The sequence below is a fragment of the Kitasatospora sp. NPDC053308 genome (genome assembly GCF_055585785.1).
Map to the genome: position 1 here is coordinate 776,863 of NZ_JBVJJY010000001.1, position 19,652 is coordinate 796,514.

Consider the following 19,652-nt stretch of genomic DNA (forward strand, 5'->3'; position numbering starts at 1 on the left):
GCCGGGGGCCGGAGGCCGGGACGTGTCGGCCGCCGGGACGGACGCGACGTGCACGTCCCGACGCCCGTCCGCGCGGGCCCCGGCCGCCCTTGCCCGCCGAGGACACCCGCGGTCCGATCACCGGCGCCCCGGGGCCGGCCCCGGCATCCGGGGCGGTGGCCCAACTGCCCGGCGGAGCGCGGCGGTGAGCCCCGCCGGCCCCGGCACCCGGGCCACCGGGCCCGCCCCGGACGCCGTCCCCGCACCAGCGCGGGCACCGACGCGACCGGCCGTGCGCCGCCCCGGATCGCGTAGCGTGGAGACTTATGCGACTCGGTGTTCTCGACGTAGGTTCCAACACGGTCCACTTCCTGGTGGTGGACGCCCACCCGGGTGCCGCCCCGATTCCCGCGTACTCCCACAAGGCCGAACTGCGCCTGGCCGAGCTGCTGGACGCGGACGGCGCGATAGGCGAGGCCGGTGTCGAGCGGCTGGTCGGCCACGTGTCGTCCTCGCTGCGGGTCGCCGAGGACAAGGGCGTCGTCGACATCCTGCCGTTCGCCACCTCCGCCGTGCGCGAGGCCGCGAACGGCGAGGAGGTGCTGCGCCGGGTGGCCGCCGAGACCGGTGTCGAGCTGCGGGTGCTGTCCGGGCAGGACGAGGCCCGGCTGACCTTCCTGGCCGTCCGACGCTGGTTCGGCTGGTCCTCCGGCCGGTTGCTCAACCTGGACATCGGCGGCGGCTCGCTGGAGATCGCCTGCGGTCTGGACGAGCAGCCGGACGTCGCCTGCTCGCTGCCGCTGGGCGCCGGCCGGCTGACCGCCCGCTGGCTGCCCGGGGACGTCGCCGACCCGGACGGACTGCGCGAGCTGAGACGCCACATCCGGGCCGAGCTGGGCACCGTGGTCGGCGAGATCTCCCGCCTGGGGCCGCCCCGGCACGCCGTGGCCACCTCCAAGACCTTCAAGCAGCTGGCCCGGATGACCGGCGCCGCCCCCGCCGACGCCGGACCCTACGCCGACCGCCGGCTCACCCGGGCCGGGCTGGCCGCCTGGCTCCCCCGGCTGTCCACGATGACCGTCGCCGAGCGCGCGCGGATCCCCGGGGTCTCCGAGGGCCGCGCCAAGCAGCTGCTGGCCGGCGCGCTGGTGGCCGACGCCGCGATGGACCTGTTCGGCCTCGCCGAGCTGGACGTCTGTCCGTGGGCGCTGCGCGAGGGCATCATCCTGCGCCGCCTGGACGCCATGGACGCTCCGGTCGACCGTCGCCGGCCGGCGCTCACTCCGTAGGACGGCGTCCCGTTCGGAGCGCGCTCCGCTTACGCTGTCTCCCGTGGTGCAACCAGCGGGCGAGGACGGGACGCGGGAGGGCCGCGCTCCCGGGGACGGGCAGCCGCGGTCGGACGCTCCGCGCCGCCGGCTCGGCAAGGCGGTCAAGGGAGCCACCGCCGCGCAGGCCGCCAAGGCCGCGAAGGCCGTCAAGGCCGCCCAGCGCACCGCGAAGCAGGCCGCCGCCAAGAAGGCCGCGACGAACCCCGCCGGGAAGACCACGGCCAAGCCCGCCGAGCGGGCCACGGCCAAGCGCGGCGAGCAGGCAGGGACCAAGCCCGCCGAGAAGGCCACCGCCAAGCGCGGCGGCAAAGCCGGGACGAAGCCCGCCGCCCAGCGGGGCCCCGCCGAGAAGGACGGGCCGGCCCAGGCGGTCGAGGCCCCCGCCCCCCGCCGGGCCGCCGCCAAGGCCGCGCCGAAGGAGACCCGCACCGCGCGGGCCGCCGGCGCCGCCAAGGCCGCCGTCCAGTCGGTGCGCTCGGTCAAGGCCGCCCGCCGGGACGCCGCCCGCCCGCCGCTGCTGCGCACCACCGACCGGCTGGTGCTGCCCCCGCACCCGACCCTGCACATCCCCGACACCAAGGTGGTCCTCTCCACCGCCTCGGTGTACCCGGCGAGCACCGCCGTCGCCTTCGAGCTGGCCGCCAAGCTCGGCTACGACGGGGTCGAGGTGATGGTCTGGAACGACCCGGTCAGCCAGGACGTCGACGCCCTGCGCCGGCTCTCCGACGCGCACCAGCTGCCGATCCTGGCGGTGCACGCCCCCTGTCTGCTGATCACCCAGCGGGTGTGGACCACCGACCCGTGGACCAAGCTGGTCCGGGCCCGGGCGGCCGCCGAGAAGCTCGGCGCGAGCGCCGTCGTCGTCCACCCCCCGTTCCGCTGGCAGCGCCAGTACGCCCGGGACTTCGTCGCGGGCATCAACCGGATGGCGGGCGAGACCGACGTCCGCTTCGCCGTCGAGAACATGTACCCGTGGCGCTACCGCGACCGCGAGGTGCTGGCGTACGCGCCGGGTTGGGACGTCACCGACGAGGAGTACCGGCACTTCACCATCGACCTCTCGCACGTCGCCACCTCCCGGATCGACACCTTCGCGATGGTCGAGCGGATGGGTGACCGGCTGGCCCACGTGCACCTGGCCGACGGCAGCGGCTCCGGCAAGGACGAGCACCTGATCCCCGGGCGCGGCAAGCAGCCCTGCGCCGAGCTGCTGGAGCACCTCGCCCGCACCGGCTTCGACGGCCACGTGGTGCTGGAGGTCAACACCCGCCGCGCGGCGTCGCCCGCCGAACGCGAGGCCGATCTGGCCGAGGCGCTGGCCTTCACCCGCTTGCACCTGGCCACCCCGTCGCGCGTACGCTGACCCGGGTCGGCCCGTGCGGGTGCCCGTGCGGGTGCGAACGTCGGTGCGGAGGGGGAGAGATGACGGAGGAACAGGACCGCCGGGAGGCCGCCACGAGCTTCGGTGCGGTGGCCGCCGAGTACGCCCGGGCGCGGCCCGGCTACCCCGACGAGCTCTTCGACGCGCTGGAGCGGCTCTGGGGCCGCGGCCTCAAGGGCGCCCGGGTGCTGGACGTCGGCGCGGGCACCGGCATCGCGACCCGGCTGCTCGCCGCCCGGGGCGCGGACGTCGTCGCGGTCGAGCCCAGCGCCGGCATGGCCGCCCAGTTCCTGGCCTGCTTGCCCACGCCGCCGCTGGTCCGCGGCACCGGCGACGACCTGCCGTTCCACGACCGGTCCGCCGACCTGGTCACCTACGCCCAGGCCTTCCACTGGACCCGTCCCGAGCGGTCGGTCCCCGAGGCGATCCGGGTGCTGCGGCCCGGCGGGGCCCTCGCCACGTGGTGGAACGTGCACGACGAGACCGTGCCGTGGGTCCGCGCCCGGGCCCGGCGGCTGGCGGCCGCACTGCCCACCCGCTACCACGGCTACCGGGGGATCGGCGCCCACGTCGGCGAGTTCGGCCGGGCCGGCCTGGCGGTCGAACGGACGGTGCTGCACTGGGAGCGGCGGATCACCGTCGAGCACGCGCTGACCGACCTCACCTCGCGCTCCTACCTGGCCTCGATCGGCCCCGAGGAGCGGGCACCGGTGCTGGCCGCCGAGCGGGCGGCCCTGCTCGCCGAGTTCCCGGACGGCACCGTGGTCGAGCCGTACGCGCTGGACCTCACCGTCGCCGTCGCCCCGGAGTGAACCCGGCCGCGGCCGACCGCCCGCCCGTCCACCTGATCGCCGGAGCCCCCGCCCCCGCCCGACCGACTGACCGCATCGCGGACGGCCGGTCCGTCGGCCGGACGGCGGGCGTAGGCTCGTAAGCCACAGCGGGCCCCGCACCTCCCACCGGCGGGGCGCCGTCGAGAGCCCCGAAGGAGTGGAGCACAGTGCCCGAGCTGAGGTCCCGTACGGTCACCCACGGTCGCAACATGGCAGGCGCCCGGGCGCTTCTCCGGGCGGCCGGCGTAGCCCGCGAGGACTTCGGCAAGCCGATCATCGCGGTCGCCAACTCCTTCACCGAGTTCGTCCCCGGCCACACGCACCTCCAGCCGGTCGGCCGGATCGTCTCCGAGGCGATCAAGCGGGCGGGCGGCATCCCGCGCGAGTTCAACACCATCGCCGTGGACGACGGCATCGCGATGGGCCACGGCGGCATGCTCTACTCGCTGCCCTCGCGCGACCTGATCGCCGACTCCGTCGAGTACATGGTCAACGCGCACTGCGCCGACGCCCTGATCTGCATCTCCAACTGCGACAAGATCACCCCGGGCATGCTGATGGCCGCGCTGCGCCTGAACATCCCGACCGTCTTCGTCTCCGGCGGCCCGATGGAGGCCGGCAAGGCCACCCTGGTCGACGGCACCGTGCGCAGGCTCGACCTGGTCGACGCGATCTCGCAGGCCGTCAACGAGAACGTCTCCGACGAGGACATCGCGATCATCGAGGAGAACGCCTGCCCGACCTGCGGGTCGTGCTCCGGCATGTTCACCGCCAACTCGATGAACTGCCTCACCGAGGCCATCGGCCTCTCGCTGCCCGGCAACGGCTCGGTGCTCGCCACCCACACCGCCCGCCGGGCCCTCTACGAGAACGCCGGCCGCACCGTCGTCGAGATCGCGAACCGCTACTACGGCGGGGACGACGCCTCCGTCCTGCCCCGGGCGATCGCCACCCGCGCCGCCTTCGAGAACGCCATGGCCCTGGACATCGCCATGGGCGGCTCGACCAACACGATCCTGCACCTGCTGGCCGCCGCCCAGGAGGCCGAGCTGGACTTCGACCAGCGGGCCATCGACGCGATCTCCCGCAAGGTGCCCTGTCTGTCCAAGGTCGCGCCCAACGGCTCGTACTACATGGAGGACGTCCACCGGGCCGGCGGCATCCCGGCCATCCTCGGCGAGCTGTACCGCGCCGGGCTGCTCAACGAGGACGTCCACACCGTGCACGCCGACTCGCTCGCCGAGTGGCTCAAGACCTGGGACGTGCGCGGCGGCTCGCCCTCCGCCGAGGCCGTGGAGCTGTGGCACGCCGCGCCCGGCTGCGTCCGCTCCGCCGAGGCCTTCTCCCAGTCCGAGCGCTGGGAGTCGCTGGACACCGACGCCGCCAAGGGCTGCATCCGCAGCGTCGAGCACGCCTACTCCGTCGAGGGCGGCCTGGCCGTGCTGTACGGCAACCTCGCCGAGGACGGCTGCATCGTGAAGACCGCCGGCGTGGACGAGTCGATCTGGACCTTCAGCGGCCCGGCCGTCGTCGTCGAGTCCCAGGAGGACGCGGTCGAGGCGATCCTGACCAAGCGGGTCAAGGAGGGCGACGTCGTCGTCATCCGCTACGAGGGCCCCAAGGGCGGCCCGGGCATGCAGGAGATGCTCTACCCGACCTCCTTCCTCAAGGGCCGCGGTCTCGGCAAGGCCTGCGCACTGGTCACCGACGGCCGCTTCTCCGGCGGCACCTCGGGCCTGTCCATCGGCCACGCCTCCCCGGAGGCGGCCTCCGGCGGCACCATCGCGCTGGTCGAGGACGGCGACACCATCGCCATCGACATCCCCGGCCGGACGATCTCCCTGGAGGTCCCGGACGAGGTCCTCGCCGAGCGCCGCCGCGCCCTGGAGGCCTCCGGCGGCTACCGCCCGAAGAACCGCGACCGCCAGGTCAGCCAGGCCCTGCGCGCCTACGCCGCGATGGCCACCTCCGCCGACAAGGGCGCCGTCCGCGACGTGACGAAGCTCGGCTGAGCGCCCAAGACCGGCGGAAGCCGCGGCCCCCGGCCCTGGCACGGGGCCGTGGCACGGAGGCCGTAGAGCACGAAGGAGGAGCCGTCCCGCAGGCCGGGACGGCTCCTCCGCCGTACGGACGGCACCCCCGCAACCACCGGCCGTCGGGTGATAATCGACGGCGTGAGCGAGCAGCCCCCCACCCCCGAGGCCGTCGGCGCCCCCCAGCCCGAGCCGATCCGCTGGTTCGGCACCAGCTGGCTGAACCGGGACGGCGGCTACTGGCCGCGCCGGGTCGCCGTCTCCGTCGGCGCGCTGGCCGCGACGGTCGCCGTCGTCCTGCTGCTGCGCTTCGGCGTCGAGGGCATCGCCCTCTCCGACAACGGCACCTTCCTGAACGCGCTGCTCACCGCCGCCGTCGCGATCTGCTCGCTGATGTCCGTCCGGCGCACCTGGAAGCTGCTCACCGAGGGCAAGGACCGACTGACCGGCTGGATGGCCGAGGACACCTCGCTCGGCGCGGTCTGGCTGATCGGCAGCGCGGGCGCGCTGGCCGCCTACTTCGCCCGCAGCCTGGTGGAGGCCCCCGGCGAGGCGGTGCGGCGCGCCGCCTACGAGCGGGCCGTCGCCCAGTACGAGAACCGCCGGGCCGCCCGCGGCGGCCGACCCGGCGCCAAGGCGCCGAGCCGGCCCAAGCGCAAGCGCTGACCGGTCAGTTGCGGCTGATCGTGCCGCAGCCCTCGGTCTGCGGGATGTCCTCGCGGCGGTCGTACGGGTCGATGGCGGGACCGGTCGGCCGGGAGCCCGGGGTGTCCTGCCGCAGCGGCGCGAACTGGTCGAACTGCGGGTGGAAGAAGCCGTCGTAGACGTCGCACGCCGAGTTGGCCGGGTCGGTCTGGCTCTTGGCGTAGACGACCTTCTTCGGCTGGACCTGGTAGCGCCCCGGGTCGTAGAAGCGGAACGTGTCCACCCGCCGCACGATCGTGCGGGTGGTCCAGGTGTCCCCGGCCACGTCGTCCGCCCGCACGACCAGGCCCACCGGGCGCGCCGTGCCACTGCTCTGCGGCGAGGCCGGCCGGGTCGGCTGCGGGGCGCGGGTCGTCGGCTGGGGCGAGCCGGCCCGCTGGGCGGCCTCCGGCCCGGGCCGCAGCGCGTAGACGAAGCTGAAGTCGGTGTGGATCAGGACGCCCTTGTCCCCGTCGCTCTCGTAGGACATCCGGCCCTGGACCTTGACCGTGTCGCCCACCGGGATCGCGTCGCGCGGGTCGAACCGGCTGAACCAGTTCGTCGGGTCGTTCTCCTTGGACGGGTGCTCCAGCGCGGCCCTCGCGCCGTCCTGGTCCTCCCGCTCCAGCAGGGCCAGCGCGGCGTCCGGCCGGCCGCCGGCGACCACCGCCGGGTCGAGGTTGGCGGCGATCAGGTAGTCCTTGACGGACTGCAGCTGCGCGGCCACCTGGGCGGCGCTGAAGACGCCGGTGGCCTGGGCCTCGGGCAGGACGAACGCCTCGGCGCCGGTCGGCCAGCCCTCGGCGGGGGAGCCGGCCCAGGGGTGGGCGACGGTCGGCTGCTGCTCGTCGACCTTCGGCGGGGCGGTGGTCGGCTTGGCCGTCTCGGGGGCGACGGTCGGCACCGGGGTGTGGGCCGCGCCGGAGTCACCGAAGTGGCCGTGGTACCAGTTGCGCAGCCCGTCGACGTTCAGTGCCGCGAGCAGCACCGCGACCGTCAGCGCGACGTAGAGCGGGGCGCGCCGGTCCACGCGGCGGCGCGGGCGCGGGTTGCCCCAGGCGTCCACCGCCGGGGGCTTCGACCCGCGGCCGAAGCGGCGCTTGGGCCGCGGGCCGTCGTTGACCGAGCGGCGGCCGCCCGGGTCGACCGGCGGGGTGTGCTTCCACCGGGCGGCCAGCATGCGGGTGCGTCCGCTCTGTTCCGTGACGGCGGCGGCCCGGACGAAGTCGTCGTCCAGGACGAGGTCGGTGAACGGGTCCTTCCCGCCCGCTGCGGACGGGGCGGACCCGTCCGGCTCATCGCCCCTGGTGGGACGCGGTTCGGGGTCTTCGGCTATCGGCATCGCGCCAGTATGACGACGGGGTGTGACGATGCGTCGATCGGGGGCGGGCCGGGTGGTGAACTCGTGCCCGTCAGGCGGCGGTTCACCCCGTTTCGTCCGGCCGGCGCCGGCTCAGCCCTTGCCGCGGGCCTGCTTGACCGACCCCACCACCCCGGCGATCGCCAGCAGCAGCCCGGCCGGCAGCAGCGAGATGAAGAGGGCTTCGAACAGCCCGGCGTCGCCGAGGAACAGCTGTGCCAGGGTGTTCAGCGCCAGCAGACCGCCGGCTGCCGGGAGGGCCGACTGCCACGGGTGCTCGTCGGCCCAGCGGCGCAGCCGTCGGTCGGTGGTGTCGCGGCGCAGTCGGCCGCCGACGGTGCCGACCAGGAAGAAGAAGAACAGGGCCCAGCCGGCCGGACCGGCCAGCATGCTCAGCGACCAGCTGCCGGAGATCGCTTCGATCCCCAGGGAGGTCGCCCCCACCACCGCACCGACTCCCGCGGCGGTCCGCCACGGGCCCACGGTCGCCGAGGCGACGGCGAGTTGCCGGTTCTCACGTCGGGACATTTCGTCGTGTGCCATGGCTCCCACGGTGCGCCCGCCCCGGCCCGGAGGCCATAGGGGAACCCCCTGGTTTTCTCCCTAGGGGCGCCCGGGATCCGGGCGCATCGACCCGGGCCCCGGCCGGATCAGCCCGGGCCCCGGCCGGATCAGCCCGGGACCCGGCCCGGGATCCGTGCGCGAGGGAGGCGGCGGACCGGCCCGCCGACCACGGACCGGACGGTCCCGACGGCCGTCCCCGCGCGGTGCGAGGATGGCCGCAGTACCGAGGCAAGGAGCGGACCATGGGCAGCAGCGCAGCGCACGGACAGAAGATCGCCTTCCTGGGCACCGGCAAGATCGGGGAGGCCCTGCTCTCCGGCCTGCTGCGGGCCGGCAAGGACCCGGCGGACGTCCTGGTGACCGCCCGCCGCCCCGAGCGCGCGGCCGAACTCGCCGCCCGGTACGGCGTGGTGGCGGTTTCCAACACCGAGGCCGCCAAGCTCGCCGACACCCTGATCCTCGCGGTCAAGCCGCAGGACATGGGCACCCTGCTGGAGGAGCTGGCCCCGCACGTCGGCGTGGACCGGCTGGTGATCTCGGCCGCGGCCGGTGTCCCGACCGCCTGGTTCGAGGAGCGGCTGGCGGCCGGCACCCCGGTGGTCCGGGTGATGCCCAACACGCCCGTCCTGGTGGACGAGGGGATGAGCGTCATCTCCGGGGGCTCGCACGCCACCGAGGAGCACCTGGTCCGTGCCGAGGAGATCTTCAGCTCGGTCGGCAAGGCACTGCGGCTGCCCGAGTCCCAGCAGGACGCGGCCACCGCGCTCTCCGGTTCGGGCCCGGCCTACTTCTACTTCCTGGTCGAGGCGATGACCGACGCCGGCATCCTGCTCGGCCTGCCGCGCCAGGTGGCGCACGACTTGATCGTGCAGTCCGCGATCGGCGCCTCGGTGATGCTGCGGGACTCCGGCGAGCACCCGGTGAAGCTGCGCGAGGCGGTCACCTCCCCGGCCGGCACCACCATCTCGGCCATCCGCGAGCTGGAGAACCACGGCGTGCGGGCCGCGCTGCTGGCCGCCCTGGAGGCGGCCCGGGACCGCTCCCGGGAGCTGGCCTCCGGCGGCAAGTAGCCCGCCGCGGCCCGGCCGGAAGATCCTGCGCGACCCCTCCCGCAAGCGCGGCGCACCGCCTACGCTCTCGCCAACATCGTCCTACCGGTCGGTAGCGAGGTCGCCAGGAGGCCCGTGTGGAGGTCCGTAAGAGTGCCGCGCCGCCCGCGCGGCCCGTCCAGCCCCCGGTGGCGCCCGGCCTACGGGCCGGGCGGGCCGCGCTCGCCGTCAGCTTCCTGCTCCAGGGCACCACCTTCGCGCTGCTGGTCACCTGCATCCCGGAGATCCAGCACCGCTACGGGCTGGGCGACGGGCTGCTGCCGGTCTTCCTGGCCGCGGTGCCGATCCTGGCCGGGGCGGGCTCGATCGCCTCCGAGCAGCTGGTGAAGCGCACCGGCGCGCGGGCCGTACTACGGGTGGTCCAGCCCGCCGTCTGCCTCGCCCTGGCGGCCGTCGGGCTCGGTGACGCGCTGTGGCAACTCGCCCTGGCGCTGGGCGCGTTCGGCCTGCTGGTGGGGGCGCTGGACGCCAGTATGAACATGCTCGGGGTCGGCCTGCAGCACCGCTACGGCCGCTCGATCATGATCGGCTTCCACGCCGCGTTCAGCCTCGGCGGCATCGTCGGCGCGGCCCTGGCGGGCCTCGGCTCGCACTACGACCTCGGCCTGCCGCTGCTGTTCGGCACGGCCGCCGCGGTGATCGCCCCGCTCGCGGTGCTCGCCGGCACGCGGTTCGCCGGCCCGGCCGAACTCGGCGACGCCGTCCGGGAGGCCGCCGAGGCCGCCGCCCGCTCCATCCCCTGGCGCCCGCTGCTCCCGCTCTGCCTGGCGATGGCCTTCGCGTACATCGCCGACGCCTCCGTCTCCAACTACAGCGTCAAGTACCTCACCGACGGGCTGGGCAGCCGCGAGGACCTGGCCAAGCTCTCCTACCTCGGGTACATGGTCGCGATGCTGGTCGGCCGGGCCCTGGGCGACCGCGCGGTGCAGCGCTTCGGTGCCGTCCCGGTGGTCCGCGCGGGTGCGGCGCTGGCCGCGCTCGGCTTCGCGCTGGCCGCGGCCGCGCCCGCCGCCTGGGCGGGCATCGCCGGGTTCACCGTGCTGGGCTTCGGGATCTGCGCGATCATCCCGCAGGTGTTCGCGGCGGGCGGCCGGCTCTTCCCGGCCGACTCGGACGCCGCGGTGGCCCGGCTCAACCTCTTCAACTATGTGGGCTTCCTGATCGGCTCGCCGCTGGTCGGCGCGATCGCCGACGCGAGCTCCTACCGCTGGGCGCTGCTCGCCCCGATGCTGCTGGTGCTCGCCGTCCTGCCGCTGGCCGACCGCTTCGCCCCGGCACCGGTGTCGGCGCCCGCCCCCGCCCCCGCCGGATGAGGGCGGGAGCGGGGGCGCAGGCGGGACGGGGTCAGCCGAGGATCGTGGTCTGCAGACCGGTCGTGCCGAAGGCCCAGCCCTGGTCCTGGGCCGTGGAAGCGCCGCCCACCTGGCCGAACTCGTAGTAGACGTACGGCGCCCAGTTCAGCGTGTACGGCGTGGTGGTGTCCCACGGCGGGGTGTCGGTGATCTTGACGGTGACCGTGACGGTCCTGGTGGTACCCGGCGTGATCGGCGCGTTGAAGTGGAAGCTGGTGGTGTTCCCGGTGGTCGCGCAGTCGACGGTGTCGCCGGAGCAGCCGGTGACGGTGAAGACGCCGCTCAGCTGGTTGGCCGGCCAGGTCGGCTGGATGGACTCGTAGGCGAAGTAGATGTCGCTGGTCTCGTTGTTGGTGAGTGCCAGCGTCAAGGTCAGCTGGTCACCGGCCTTCGCGGTCGACTTGTCGACGGTGAAGGTGGTCCCGCTGACCGCGGCGGAGGCCGGCTGGGCGGCGAAGAACACGCCAAGTCCCAGTATTGCAGCGAGAATTACCCCAAGGCGTTGCACGCTGAATGGCTTCATGGCGCAGAGCATAGGTAGTCGTGAAGATTTTGTCTGTACCGCCTCAACGGCGCCTCGACGGGCCGCGGGCGTCCGCCGCCCGCGCGCCCTGGCCACGGGCCGTCCACCGCCACCCGCTACGGTGGAGGCCATGCCCGAAGCCGAGCGCGACACCCCCTGCGGCCTGCACCTCTTCTGGGACGAGGCGGTCACCGCCTACGACTTCGGCCCCGGCCACCCGATGGACCCGACCCGGCTGGCGCTCACCATGCGCCTGGTCGAGGCCCTCGGCCTGGACACCGGCCCCCGGGTGACCGTCCGGTCCGCGCCGGCCGCCGGCGACTCCACCCTCCGCCTGGTCCACACCCGGGAGTACGTCGAGGCGGTCAAGCACGCCGCCGCCCACCCGGAGCTGTCCGACCCCGGGCACGGCCTCGGCACCGACGACAACTGGGCCTTCCCGGCCGTCCATTCGGCCTCCGCGCTGATCGCCGGCCAGTCGGTGGCCGCCGCCGAGGCGGTCTGGCGCGGCGAGACCCCGCACGCCGTCAACTTCGCCGGCGGACTGCACCACGCGATGCCCGCCAAGGCCTCCGGCTTCTGCATCTACAACGACCCCGCGCTGGCCATCGCCCGGCTGCTGGAACTCGGCGCCGAGCGGGTCGCCTACGTCGACGTGGACGTCCACCACGGCGACGGCGTCCAGCAGGCCTTCTGGGACGACCCCCGGGTGCTCACCGTCTCGCTGCACGAGCACCCCGCCACGCTCTTCCCGCAGACCGGCTGGCCGATGGAGACCGGCGGTCCGGAGGCCCCGGGCTCCGCCGCCAACCTGCCGCTGCCGGCCGGCACCGGCGACGCCGGCTGGCTGCGCGCCTTCCACGCCCTGGTGCCCGAACTGCTCGCCGCCTTCCGGCCGCAGGTCCTGGTCACCCAGCACGGTGCGGACACCCACCTGGAGGACCCGCTGGCCCACCTCGCCGTCACCGTGGACGCCCAGCGGCTGATCGCCGAGGAACTGCACGACCTCGCCCACCGGTACGCCGGCGGCCGCTGGATCGCCACCGGCGGGGGCGGCTACGCCGTGGTGGACGTCGTCCCGCGCAGCTGGACCCACCTGGTCGCCACCGCCGCGGGCCGGCCCGTCGACCCGGCCACCGAGACCCCCGAGTCCTGGCGCGCCGAGGTCTACCGCCGCACCCGCCGCCCGGCCCCGCTGCGGATGACCGACGGCGCCCGCCCCGCCTGGCGCGACTTCGACGCGGGTTACGATCCGGCCGACCGGCTCGATCAGGCCATCCTGGCCGGCCGCCGCGCGGTGTTCCCCCACCACGGCCTGCTGGCCTGAACCCGCCGCCCCGGCGCAGGCGCCGGTCGGGCGGTGCGTACGCCGGCCCCTGCGATCCGTCGAGCGGCTACGTACTGCAACAGTCCTATCTCTCACCGTACGAGGACTGCACTTCCCCTCTTCCCACTGGTACCACCCATAACTACTCTGGGGATACACGTGTGCCGGTGGAGTCACCGGAGGGGAAGCCGGTGCCTTGCACACGGGGTAAGGGACGGGTGATGGTCATGAGTTCCGTGGAGCGTCCCCTGCAGGAAGTCGTCTTCCTGACCGTGGCGGAGGTCGCCGCGGTCATGCGGGTGTCCAAGATGACGGTGTACCGACTGGTGCACAGCGGAGAACTGCCGGCCATCCGGGTCGGACGGTCCTTCCGGGTGCCCCAGCAGGCGGTGCACGAGTACCTCAAGGAGTCCTACGTGCGGCTCGAGAGCGCGTAGCCCCAGGCCGGGCGGGGGCGGGTCCGCAGCCGCGGATCCGCCCCCGTTCGCCCCGGATTTCCCCCGAGTTTCCCGGTTCCCGGGAGCGCGATTACGGCCTTCGCGTCGCGGACGGTAGGCTAGGCCCCCACGTCAGTCGTATGGACTCCGTCTCTCACGGACGAGAGTCTCAGTGAGCGAGGGTTGTTCCGTGGGCTCTGTCATCAAGAAGCGTCGCAAGCGTATGGCCAAGAAGAAGCACCGCAAGCTTCTGAAGAGGACCCGGGTCCAGCGTCGCAACAAGAAGTAGGCGCCCCCGGGCCGCGCCCGGCGCGCCCAGCGCTTCCACCGCCCGCCCGGCCCCCGTGGCCGGGCGGGCGGTGTCGTTTCACGGCCCGGCGGGGTGGCGCGGTACGGTGCACGCAGGCCGCTCGGGTCGAGGGAATGGGGTGCAGCACCGTGGGCGTGGTCGTGCTCGTCACCGGCGTGGCACGCCATCTCGGTGCCCGCTTCGCCGCCGAGGTCCGCAGCCGTCCGGGCGTGGACCTGGTCGTGGGCGTGGACGTCCAGCCGCCCCGGCTGCCGGCGGAGGAACCGGCCGGCCCGGCCGCCCCGTACCGCTTCCACCAGCTCGACCTGCGCCGCCCGGCGCTCTCCCGGGTGCTCGCCGAGCACCGGGTGGACACCGTGGTGCACCTCAGTGTCAGCGCCACCGGCCTCGGCTCCACCAACCGCTCCGCGGTCAAGGAGTCCAACGTCATCGGCACCATGCAGCTGCTCGGCGCCTGCCAGAAGGCGCCCGGGGTCCGCCGGCTGGTGGTGAAGTCCACCACCGGCGTGTACGGCTCCGCGCCCCGCGACCCGGCCGTGTTCAGCGAGCGGATCCAGCCGAAGGACCCGCCCGGCGGCGGCTTCGCCAAGGACGCGGCGGAGGTCGAGGGCTACGTCCGCGGCTTCGCCCGGCGCCGCCCGGACGTCGCGGTGACGGTGCTGCGCTTCGCCAACATCGTCGGCCCGGACGCGGACACCCCGCTCAGCGAGTACTTCGCGCTGCCGGTGCTGCCGACCGTCCTCGGCTACGACCCGCGGCTGCAGTTCGTCCACGAGGACGACGCCGTCGCCGTGCTCTGCCGGGCCTCCGACGAGCCCGAGCCGGGCACCGTCAACACCGGCACCTTCAACGTGGCGGGCGAGGGCGTCCTGCTGCTCTCCCAGTGCGCCCGCCGACTCGGCCGGCCCACCCTGCCGCTGCTGCTGCCCGCGGTCAGCTGGATGGCCGCGCTGGCCCGGCAGACCCGGCTGGTCGACGTCTCGCCGGAGCAGCTGCGGCTGCTCACCCACGGCCGGGTGGTGGACACCACGCGGCTGCGCGAGACCTTCGGCTACCGCCCGGCCTTCACCACCCCCGAGGCCTTCGCCGACTTCGCCGCCGCCCTCGGCCCCGGGCTGCTGCCGCCCGAGCGGCTGGCCGCCGCCGCCGACCGGCTGACCGCCCTGCTCGGCCCCGAGGGATCCGCCGCCGGCCCCGCCGAACCGAACCGCCCCCGCCGACCGAGGAGCTGAACCCGCGATGAGTGCCGCAGCCGAGAACGCGCCGGGCGAGGCCAAGGTCATCCCGATCGAGTCCGCCCCGAGCTGGAGCTCGCCGCAGGGCCCCGGCCTGGCCGACCGGCTCGCCGGTGCCGTCGGCGGGGCGCTGTCCGGACCGCTCGGCCCGGCCGCCACCCGGCTGTTGGGCAAGGGCTGGGAGGGCCGGGCCGCCGAGGGGCTGGCCTTCCTGCGCCGCCGGGTCACCGGCGACTACGAGGTGGACGAGTTCGGCTTCGACCGGGAGCTCACCGAGGAGGTGCTGCTCTCGCTGCTGCGCCCGCTGGCCGAGAAGTACTTCCGGATCGACGTCCAGGGCGTGGAGAACATCCCGGCCGAGGGCGGCGTGCTGATCGTCGCCAACCACTCCGGGACGATCCCGCTGGACGCGCTGATGACGCAGGTGGTCATCCACGACCACCACCCGAACCGGCGGCACCTGCGGATGCTCGCCGCCGACCTGGTCTTCGTGCTCCCCGGGATCAACGAACTGGCCCGCAAGGCCGGCCACACGCTGGCCTGCAACGAGGACGCCCAGGCGCTGCTGGAGCGCGGCGAGGTGGTCGGCGTCTGGCCGGAGGGCTTCAAGGGCATCGGCAAGCCCTTCTCCGAGCGCTACAAGCTCCAGCGCTTCGGCCGCGGCGGCTTCGTCGCCTCGGCGCTGCGGGCACGGGTGCCGATCGTGCCGTGCTCGATCGTCGGGGCGGAGGAGACCTATCCGATGATCGGCAACGTGAAGACGCTGGCCCGGCTGCTGGGCCTGCCGTACGTCCCGATCACGCCGACCTTCCCCTGGCTGGGCCCGCTCGGGATGCTGCCGCTGCCGACCAAGTGGACGATCCGCTTCGGCGAGCCGATCGCCACCGACGGCTACCCGGTGGAGGCCGCGGACGACCCGATGCTGGTCTTCGACCTGGCCGACGAGGTGCGCGAGACCATCCAGCACTCGCTGTACCAACTGCTGGTGCAGCGCCGCTCGGTGTTCTTCTGACCCCCGCGCGCGGCTGCCGGTCCGCGCGCTCGCGCCCGGCCCCTCGTGTTTCCGGCCATCACGTTTCCGGCCCCCGCGCGCCCGTGGGAAGGGCCCGGCGGATATCGCACTCCGCCGGGCCCTGCGCACACCCCGGTCAGCCGCCGAGGATCCTCAGCCCGGGCAGCAGCCCCGGGACCAGCGGGGGCACCTCGACGGCCTGCTGCCGGGCGCCGTCCGGGGCGTCGGGCGTGCCGGACGGCTGCGGCGACTGCTGCGGGGCCGCGTCGGCGCTCGGCGAGGGCTTGGCGCCGGTGAGCCCGTTGGTGAGGTTGCCGACCAGGCCGTTGACGGCGTCCGGGGCGCCGGTGGGCAGGGCGCCGGGCAGGCCGCCCTTGCCGCCGCTGCCGGTCGCGCCCGCACCGGGGTTGGCCGGGGCGTGGTCGGTGGCGCCGGGGCGGGTGCCACCGGTGGAGCCGCCGCCGGGGGCCCGGTCGGCGCCCTGCGCGGATCCGGAGCCGTCGGAGGGGGAGCCGGCCGGTGCGCCGCCGGTCGATTGGGACGAGCCGCCGCTCGCTCCGGGGCCTGCCGTGCCACCGCTCTTGGCGGGGGCCTGGGTCAGCCGCAGGGGCGCGACGTCCTCGCTTATGTCGTCGAACAGGCGGTTCACCAGGTCGGCCTGCTGGGTGAGTTGGGCGGGCAGCTTGCCCTGCAGCTCGCTCCAGCTGCCGTCCTCGTCGTGGGCGAAGCCGGCCAGGGCGCGCATCGGGTCGAGCGAGCCGTTGCTGCGGTAGACCGAGCGCAGCAGTTCGCGGCCCTTGAGCGCGTCCGCGTGCATGTCGTCGAGCGCGCGGCGGACCTGCTCGACGGTGGCCGGGCTGAGCCCGCCGCTCGGGCCGGTGCGGCCGACCAGGGCCTTGGCCTCGTCGAGCCGGGTGGCGGCGTGGTCCAGCAGCAGTTCGCCGCGCTCCGAGTCGGAGCCCGCGAAGTCGAGCCGCAGCCCTTCGAGGCCGCGCTTCAGCCCGTACAGCGTGTCTCCGGGCAGCGCTCCGGTGCTCGCGGCGGCCGCGCCGGCCAGGCTTCCCACGGCGAGTCCGGCGACCAGCCCGCCGATTGCGAACCGCCTGCTCCAACGGCCGCGCGGCGCCGTCCGGATCGCCCGGTGGCGACGCTGGCGGGGCACCGTGGCGCCCGGCCCGCCGGCGAAGGCCTGCTCGAACGCGGCCATCAGCTGGGCGCGTTGGACCGTTCGGACCTCGTGGTCCAGCACCGGTCCGGGCAGCGCTCCCAGCGCGTCGGTCAGGCCGACCAGTTCGGCCATCGCGGCCGAACCGGCGCCGGTGCCAGCGGTGTTGGCCGATTCCGCGTCGGCCGCAGCGCGTTGCTCCGTCCGGTGGGCCTCCAGCGCCTCGGCGAAGGCCTTCGCCCGCCGGTGCTCCAGCACGTTTGCCGTCACGGGCCACACCTCCCTTCGTCGTTGTCGACACCCCGGCCTGCCGGACGGTTGCCCCGGCGGGCCAAAGCCACTCCATCGGGTGACTGGTCGCAATTCGGCTTGACCGTACGCCTGGTGGAGGCTTGCACGCTGGCCAACGATCGGTGCGGGCGGTCGGTTACGCACGGCTGATCATCGGATCGACCGTTCACTCTGACGTGTCGGTCGGGCGTGGACGGTGACGGCCGGCCGGGCGACCCTCCGGCTATGCCCCCCTCGGTCACCCCCGGCTCACCGCGCGTCGGGCGGGAGCAGCCGGGCGAGGGTGCGCACGGCGCGGTACTGGAGGGTCTTGATGGCGCCCTCGTTCTTGCCCATGATCCGGGCCGTCTCGGCGACCGAAAGCCCTTGCAGGAAGCGCAGGGTGACGCACTCCTGCTGCTGCGGGTTGAGCCGGCGCACGGCGTCCAGCAGGGCGGCGTTGGAGAGCGACTCCAGCACCGACTCCTCGGGGCTGCGCTCGCACTCGTTGGAGTCGAGCATCTCGCCCGTGGTGACCTCCAGCCGGAACCGGCTGGACTTGAAGTGGTCGGCGACCAGGTTGCGGGCGATGGTCACCAGCCAGGCGCCGAAGTCCCGGCCCTGCCAGGTGAACGTGCCGATCCGGCGCAGCGCGCGCAGGAACGTCTCGCTGGTGAGGTCCTCGGCCGTGGCGCGGCTGCCGACGCGGTAGTAGATGTACCGGTAGACGGTGTCCGCGTAGTGGTCGTAGAGCCGGCCGAAGGCGTCGCTCTCGCCGGCCTGGGCCCGCTCGACCAGCTCCATGATCGGGTTGTGCTCGGTCTCGTAGCCGGGGCCGGTCGTCGTCCGGGCGCGGCCCCGGCCGGTGCCGGTGGTGCCGGTGCGGCCGCGCGAGCCGGTGCCGGTGGAGCCGGCGGCGGTGGTGCGCAGCGCCAGGCCGGGGCCGTGCGGGTGGCCGAACGATCCGCCGGCCGGAACGAGTTGGGGCGAGACGGCGAGCTGGCTGCGGAGCAGGCTGCGCAGCAGGTCCAGGCCGGTCGAGATCTGCCGTTCGGCGGTGGGGCGGCCGCGGTGGCCGGTGCGGGGGCGCAGGGGCGCGGACGACGGGCGGGAGGGTGCAGGCGCGTCGTTCCGGACGGGTGGGTACACGGGACTCCCAGAGGCAGAACTGTGGACGGATCACCTCCGCCTGCGCGGAGAGCACGTCCCGAAGCGTCCGTTCGAGCGGGACGCGTGGTGACGTGCATCCAGGAGAGAATAACGCTTTGTGCAATGACAGCTACACCGTGTGGTCGAAGTGGTCGTTTGGGATCCATTTGTTGCGCATATTCGGCTGACACTGACCGGAGCTGTCGTCGTTCATCCGGCTCAACGTGATCGAACGGGCGCTCAGGGTGACCAATTCGGCGGTCTGGCGGGCGGTTTCCCTGCCTCGGAGCTCGATAACCCCTGACTTTCCCGGCCTGGCGAACGATCAGAACCGGTCACGGCCTGGCAGGTTCGTACAGAGGGACCGGACTTCCCACCGCTGCAAGGGAGTTCGCCCGTACGAGCGGCCAGGTCAGGGCCATGGTTGACGCCCGCTCACCCACACGAGCGAGGCCGCCGAGCGGGCCCGCACGAGCCCCGGCGGCGGCTCCGGAGGGCGGCCGGGCGGGGGGTCAGGCCCGGCGGCGACGGCGGTGCAGCGCCACCCCGGCCGCCGTCGCGCCGGCCAGCACGCCGGCCGCGGCCGCCGCCGGCAGCCCCACCCGGGCCGCCTTCCGACCGGTCCGGAAGTCCCGCACCCGCCACCCCTGGGCCCGGGCGTGGCGGCGCAGCGCGCCGTCCGGGTTCACCACGTACGGGTGGCCGACCAGCGAGAGCATCGGGATGTCGTTGGCCGAGTCGCTGTACGCGGCGCAGCGGTCGAGGTCCAGGCGCTCGCGGCGGGCCAGCGCGCCGACGGCGGCGGCCTTGGCCGGGCCGTGCAGCAGGTCCCCGACCAGCCGGCCGGTGTACTGGCCGTCCCGGGCCTCCGCGACGGTGCCGAGCGCGCCGGTCATGCCGAGCCGGCGGGCGATGATCCGGGCCACCTCCAGCGGGGCGGCGGTCACCAGCCAGACCCGCTGGCCGGCGTCCAGGTGCATCTGGACCAGGGCGCGGGTGCCGGGCCAGATCTTGTCGGCGACGACCTCCTCGAAGATCTCCTCGCAGATCTCCTCCAGGTCGGCGGTGCGCTTGCCGGCCACGATCCCCAGGGCGGTGTTCCGGGCGTCCGAGATGTGGTCCGGGTCCTCGGCGCCGTGCAGTCGGAACCAGGCCTGCTGCCAGGCGAAGCGGGCGATGTCGCGGCGGGTGAGGAAGCCGCGGCGGTAGAGGCCGACACCGAGGTAGAAGATCGCCGCACCGCGCAGGATCGTGTTGTCGCAGTCGAAGAAGGCGGCGGCGCGGGGGTCGTCCTGCTCCGGGGTGTGGTTCTCGGCCGGGGCCTTGGGCGCCCTCGCCGGCTTGCTCGCGGCGGTCGCGTCCGCGGCCTGCTGCACGGGGGCCGGCACGGGCTCGGGCTCGGCGCGCAGCGCGGCCTCGGCCGCCTCGGCCGCGGCCTCGCCCGCCAGGGCGCTCCGCTCGCTGGTGGAACGTCTTGCCTGGGTGAGCCTTCGGAGCACGGCCATGCCATCGAGCATAGCCAGCCGGGCGCGGAGCGGCCGTGACGGAGCCGTGCCCGTGAGGTGAACAGCTTCCCCGCGCGCGGGCGCGGGGGCCGC

At 74.4% G+C, this 19,652-nt stretch carries 18 protein-coding genes; 12 read left to right on the plus strand and 6 right to left on the minus strand.

Annotated features, from left to right (window positions below; all coding sequences use genetic code 11):
- The first annotated feature begins 305 nt into the window (after positions 1–305).
- From ACZ6Y7_RS03540 to ACZ6Y7_RS03560, 5 genes are all read left to right on the plus strand, one after another.
- Positions 306–1,268 carry a Ppx/GppA family phosphatase gene (locus ACZ6Y7_RS03540; protein ID WP_465756186.1) on the plus strand — a complete coding sequence of 321 codons (963 nt, stop codon included), beginning with the start codon at positions 306–308 and terminating at the stop codon, positions 1,266–1,268.
- 601 nt (positions 1,269–1,869) lie between these two features.
- Positions 1,870–2,673 carry a sugar phosphate isomerase/epimerase family protein gene (locus ACZ6Y7_RS03545; protein WP_465756467.1) on the plus strand — a complete coding sequence of 268 codons (804 nt, stop codon included), beginning with the start codon at positions 1,870–1,872 and terminating at the stop codon, positions 2,671–2,673.
- A 59-nt stretch (positions 2,674–2,732) separates the two neighbouring features.
- Complete coding sequence (locus ACZ6Y7_RS03550; RefSeq protein ID WP_465756187.1) at positions 2,733–3,503, plus strand: class I SAM-dependent methyltransferase; 771 nt, start codon at positions 2,733–2,735, stop codon at positions 3,501–3,503.
- Positions 3,504–3,691: 188 nt separating this feature from the next.
- A complete protein-coding gene (gene ilvD, locus ACZ6Y7_RS03555; protein WP_465756188.1) occupies positions 3,692–5,536 on the plus strand; it encodes a dihydroxy-acid dehydratase in 1,845 nt (614 codons plus the stop codon).
- Between the two features lie 162 nt (positions 5,537–5,698).
- Positions 5,699–6,223 carry a hypothetical protein gene (locus ACZ6Y7_RS03560; RefSeq protein ID WP_465756189.1) on the plus strand — a complete coding sequence of 175 codons (525 nt, stop codon included), beginning with the start codon at positions 5,699–5,701 and terminating at the stop codon, positions 6,221–6,223.
- Between the two features lie 4 nt (positions 6,224–6,227).
- Here the strand turns inward: ACZ6Y7_RS03560 and ACZ6Y7_RS03565 are convergent, their stop codons facing one another.
- Complete coding sequence (locus ACZ6Y7_RS03565) at positions 6,228–7,583, minus strand: SCO2583/SCO2584 N-terminal domain-containing protein (protein WP_465756190.1); 1,356 nt, start codon at positions 7,581–7,583, stop codon at positions 6,228–6,230.
- Positions 7,584–7,694: 111 nt separating this feature from the next.
- Positions 7,695–8,144, minus strand: coding sequence for a hypothetical protein (locus ACZ6Y7_RS03570; RefSeq protein WP_465756191.1), 450 nt, complete (start codon positions 8,142–8,144; stop codon positions 7,695–7,697).
- Positions 8,145–8,407: 263 nt separating this feature from the next.
- On the opposite strand from ACZ6Y7_RS03570, the gene proC reads away from it, so the two are divergent.
- Complete coding sequence (gene proC / locus ACZ6Y7_RS03575) at positions 8,408–9,235, plus strand: pyrroline-5-carboxylate reductase (protein ID WP_465756192.1); 828 nt, start codon at positions 8,408–8,410, stop codon at positions 9,233–9,235.
- A 167-nt stretch (positions 9,236–9,402) separates the two neighbouring features.
- The gene (locus ACZ6Y7_RS03580; protein WP_465756468.1) at positions 9,403–10,587 is read left to right on the plus strand and encodes an MFS transporter; all 1,185 of its coding nucleotides are present in this window, start codon (positions 9,403–9,405) and stop codon (positions 10,585–10,587) included.
- A gap of 31 nt (positions 10,588–10,618) precedes the next feature.
- On the opposite strand, the gene ACZ6Y7_RS03585 is transcribed toward ACZ6Y7_RS03580, so the two are convergent.
- Positions 10,619–11,089 carry a hypothetical protein gene (locus tag ACZ6Y7_RS03585; protein ID WP_465756193.1) on the minus strand — a complete coding sequence of 157 codons (471 nt, stop codon included), beginning with the start codon at positions 11,087–11,089 and terminating at the stop codon, positions 10,619–10,621.
- 190 nt (positions 11,090–11,279) lie between these two features.
- Here ACZ6Y7_RS03585 and ACZ6Y7_RS03590 point away from each other — a divergent pair, with 190 nt between their 5' ends.
- The 5 genes from ACZ6Y7_RS03590 (at position 11,280) to ACZ6Y7_RS03610 (ending at position 15,470) form a co-directional block, all read left to right on the plus strand.
- Positions 11,280–12,476: an acetoin utilization protein AcuC gene (locus ACZ6Y7_RS03590; RefSeq protein WP_465756194.1), complete on the plus strand. Its 1,197-nt coding sequence runs from the start codon at positions 11,280–11,282 to the stop codon at positions 12,474–12,476.
- Positions 12,477–12,703: 227 nt separating this feature from the next.
- Positions 12,704–12,913, plus strand: coding sequence for a helix-turn-helix domain-containing protein (locus tag ACZ6Y7_RS03595; RefSeq protein WP_045699258.1), 210 nt, complete (start codon positions 12,704–12,706; stop codon positions 12,911–12,913).
- 190 nt (positions 12,914–13,103) lie between these two features.
- Positions 13,104–13,202, plus strand: coding sequence for a 30S ribosomal protein bS22 (locus ACZ6Y7_RS03600; RefSeq protein ID WP_003948845.1), 99 nt, complete (start codon positions 13,104–13,106; stop codon positions 13,200–13,202).
- Positions 13,203–13,351: 149 nt separating this feature from the next.
- Positions 13,352–14,455: an NAD-dependent epimerase/dehydratase family protein gene (locus ACZ6Y7_RS03605; RefSeq protein ID WP_465756469.1), complete on the plus strand. Its 1,104-nt coding sequence runs from the start codon at positions 13,352–13,354 to the stop codon at positions 14,453–14,455.
- A gap of 7 nt (positions 14,456–14,462) precedes the next feature.
- Complete coding sequence (locus tag ACZ6Y7_RS03610; protein ID WP_465756195.1) at positions 14,463–15,470, plus strand: lysophospholipid acyltransferase family protein; 1,008 nt, start codon at positions 14,463–14,465, stop codon at positions 15,468–15,470.
- Between the two features lie 136 nt (positions 15,471–15,606).
- Here the strand turns inward: ACZ6Y7_RS03610 and ACZ6Y7_RS03615 are convergent, their stop codons facing one another.
- The 3 genes from ACZ6Y7_RS03615 to ACZ6Y7_RS03625 all read right to left on the minus strand — a co-directional run bounded on the left by ACZ6Y7_RS03615 (position 15,607) and on the right by ACZ6Y7_RS03625 (position 19,559).
- Complete coding sequence (locus ACZ6Y7_RS03615; RefSeq protein ID WP_465756196.1) at positions 15,607–16,905, minus strand: DUF5667 domain-containing protein; 1,299 nt, start codon at positions 16,903–16,905, stop codon at positions 15,607–15,609.
- Between the two features lie 270 nt (positions 16,906–17,175).
- Positions 17,176–17,949, minus strand: coding sequence for an ECF subfamily RNA polymerase sigma factor, BldN family (locus ACZ6Y7_RS03620; RefSeq protein ID WP_465756470.1), 774 nt, complete (start codon positions 17,947–17,949; stop codon positions 17,176–17,178).
- A gap of 617 nt (positions 17,950–18,566) precedes the next feature.
- Positions 18,567–19,559: an HAD family hydrolase gene (locus ACZ6Y7_RS03625; protein ID WP_465756197.1), complete on the minus strand. Its 993-nt coding sequence runs from the start codon at positions 19,557–19,559 to the stop codon at positions 18,567–18,569.
- Between the last annotated feature and the right edge of the window lie 93 nt (positions 19,560–19,652).

Excerpts from the sequence above, each read along its gene's own strand:
- ACZ6Y7_RS03570 (WP_465756191.1), bottom strand. The coding sequence starts at position 8,144 with ATGGCACACGACGAAATGTCCCGACGTGAGAACCGGCAACTCGCCGTC.
- ACZ6Y7_RS03540 (WP_465756186.1), top strand. The coding sequence starts at position 306 with ATGCGACTCGGTGTTCTCGACGTAGGTTCCAACACGGTCCACTTCCTG.
- proC (WP_465756192.1), top strand. The coding sequence starts at position 8,408 with ATGGGCAGCAGCGCAGCGCACGGACAGAAGATCGCCTTCCTGGGCACC.
- ACZ6Y7_RS03625 (WP_465756197.1), bottom strand. The coding sequence starts at position 19,559 with ATGGCCGTGCTCCGAAGGCTCACCCAGGCAAGACGTTCCACCAGCGAG.
- ACZ6Y7_RS03590 (WP_465756194.1), top strand. The coding sequence starts at position 11,280 with ATGCCCGAAGCCGAGCGCGACACCCCCTGCGGCCTGCACCTCTTCTGG.
- ACZ6Y7_RS03550 (WP_465756187.1), top strand. The coding sequence starts at position 2,733 with ATGACGGAGGAACAGGACCGCCGGGAGGCCGCCACGAGCTTCGGTGCG.
- ACZ6Y7_RS03565 (WP_465756190.1), bottom strand. The coding sequence starts at position 7,583 with ATGCCGATAGCCGAAGACCCCGAACCGCGTCCCACCAGGGGCGATGAG.
- ACZ6Y7_RS03610 (WP_465756195.1), top strand. The coding sequence starts at position 14,463 with ATGAGTGCCGCAGCCGAGAACGCGCCGGGCGAGGCCAAGGTCATCCCG.
- ACZ6Y7_RS03595 (WP_045699258.1), top strand. The coding sequence starts at position 12,704 with ATGAGTTCCGTGGAGCGTCCCCTGCAGGAAGTCGTCTTCCTGACCGTG.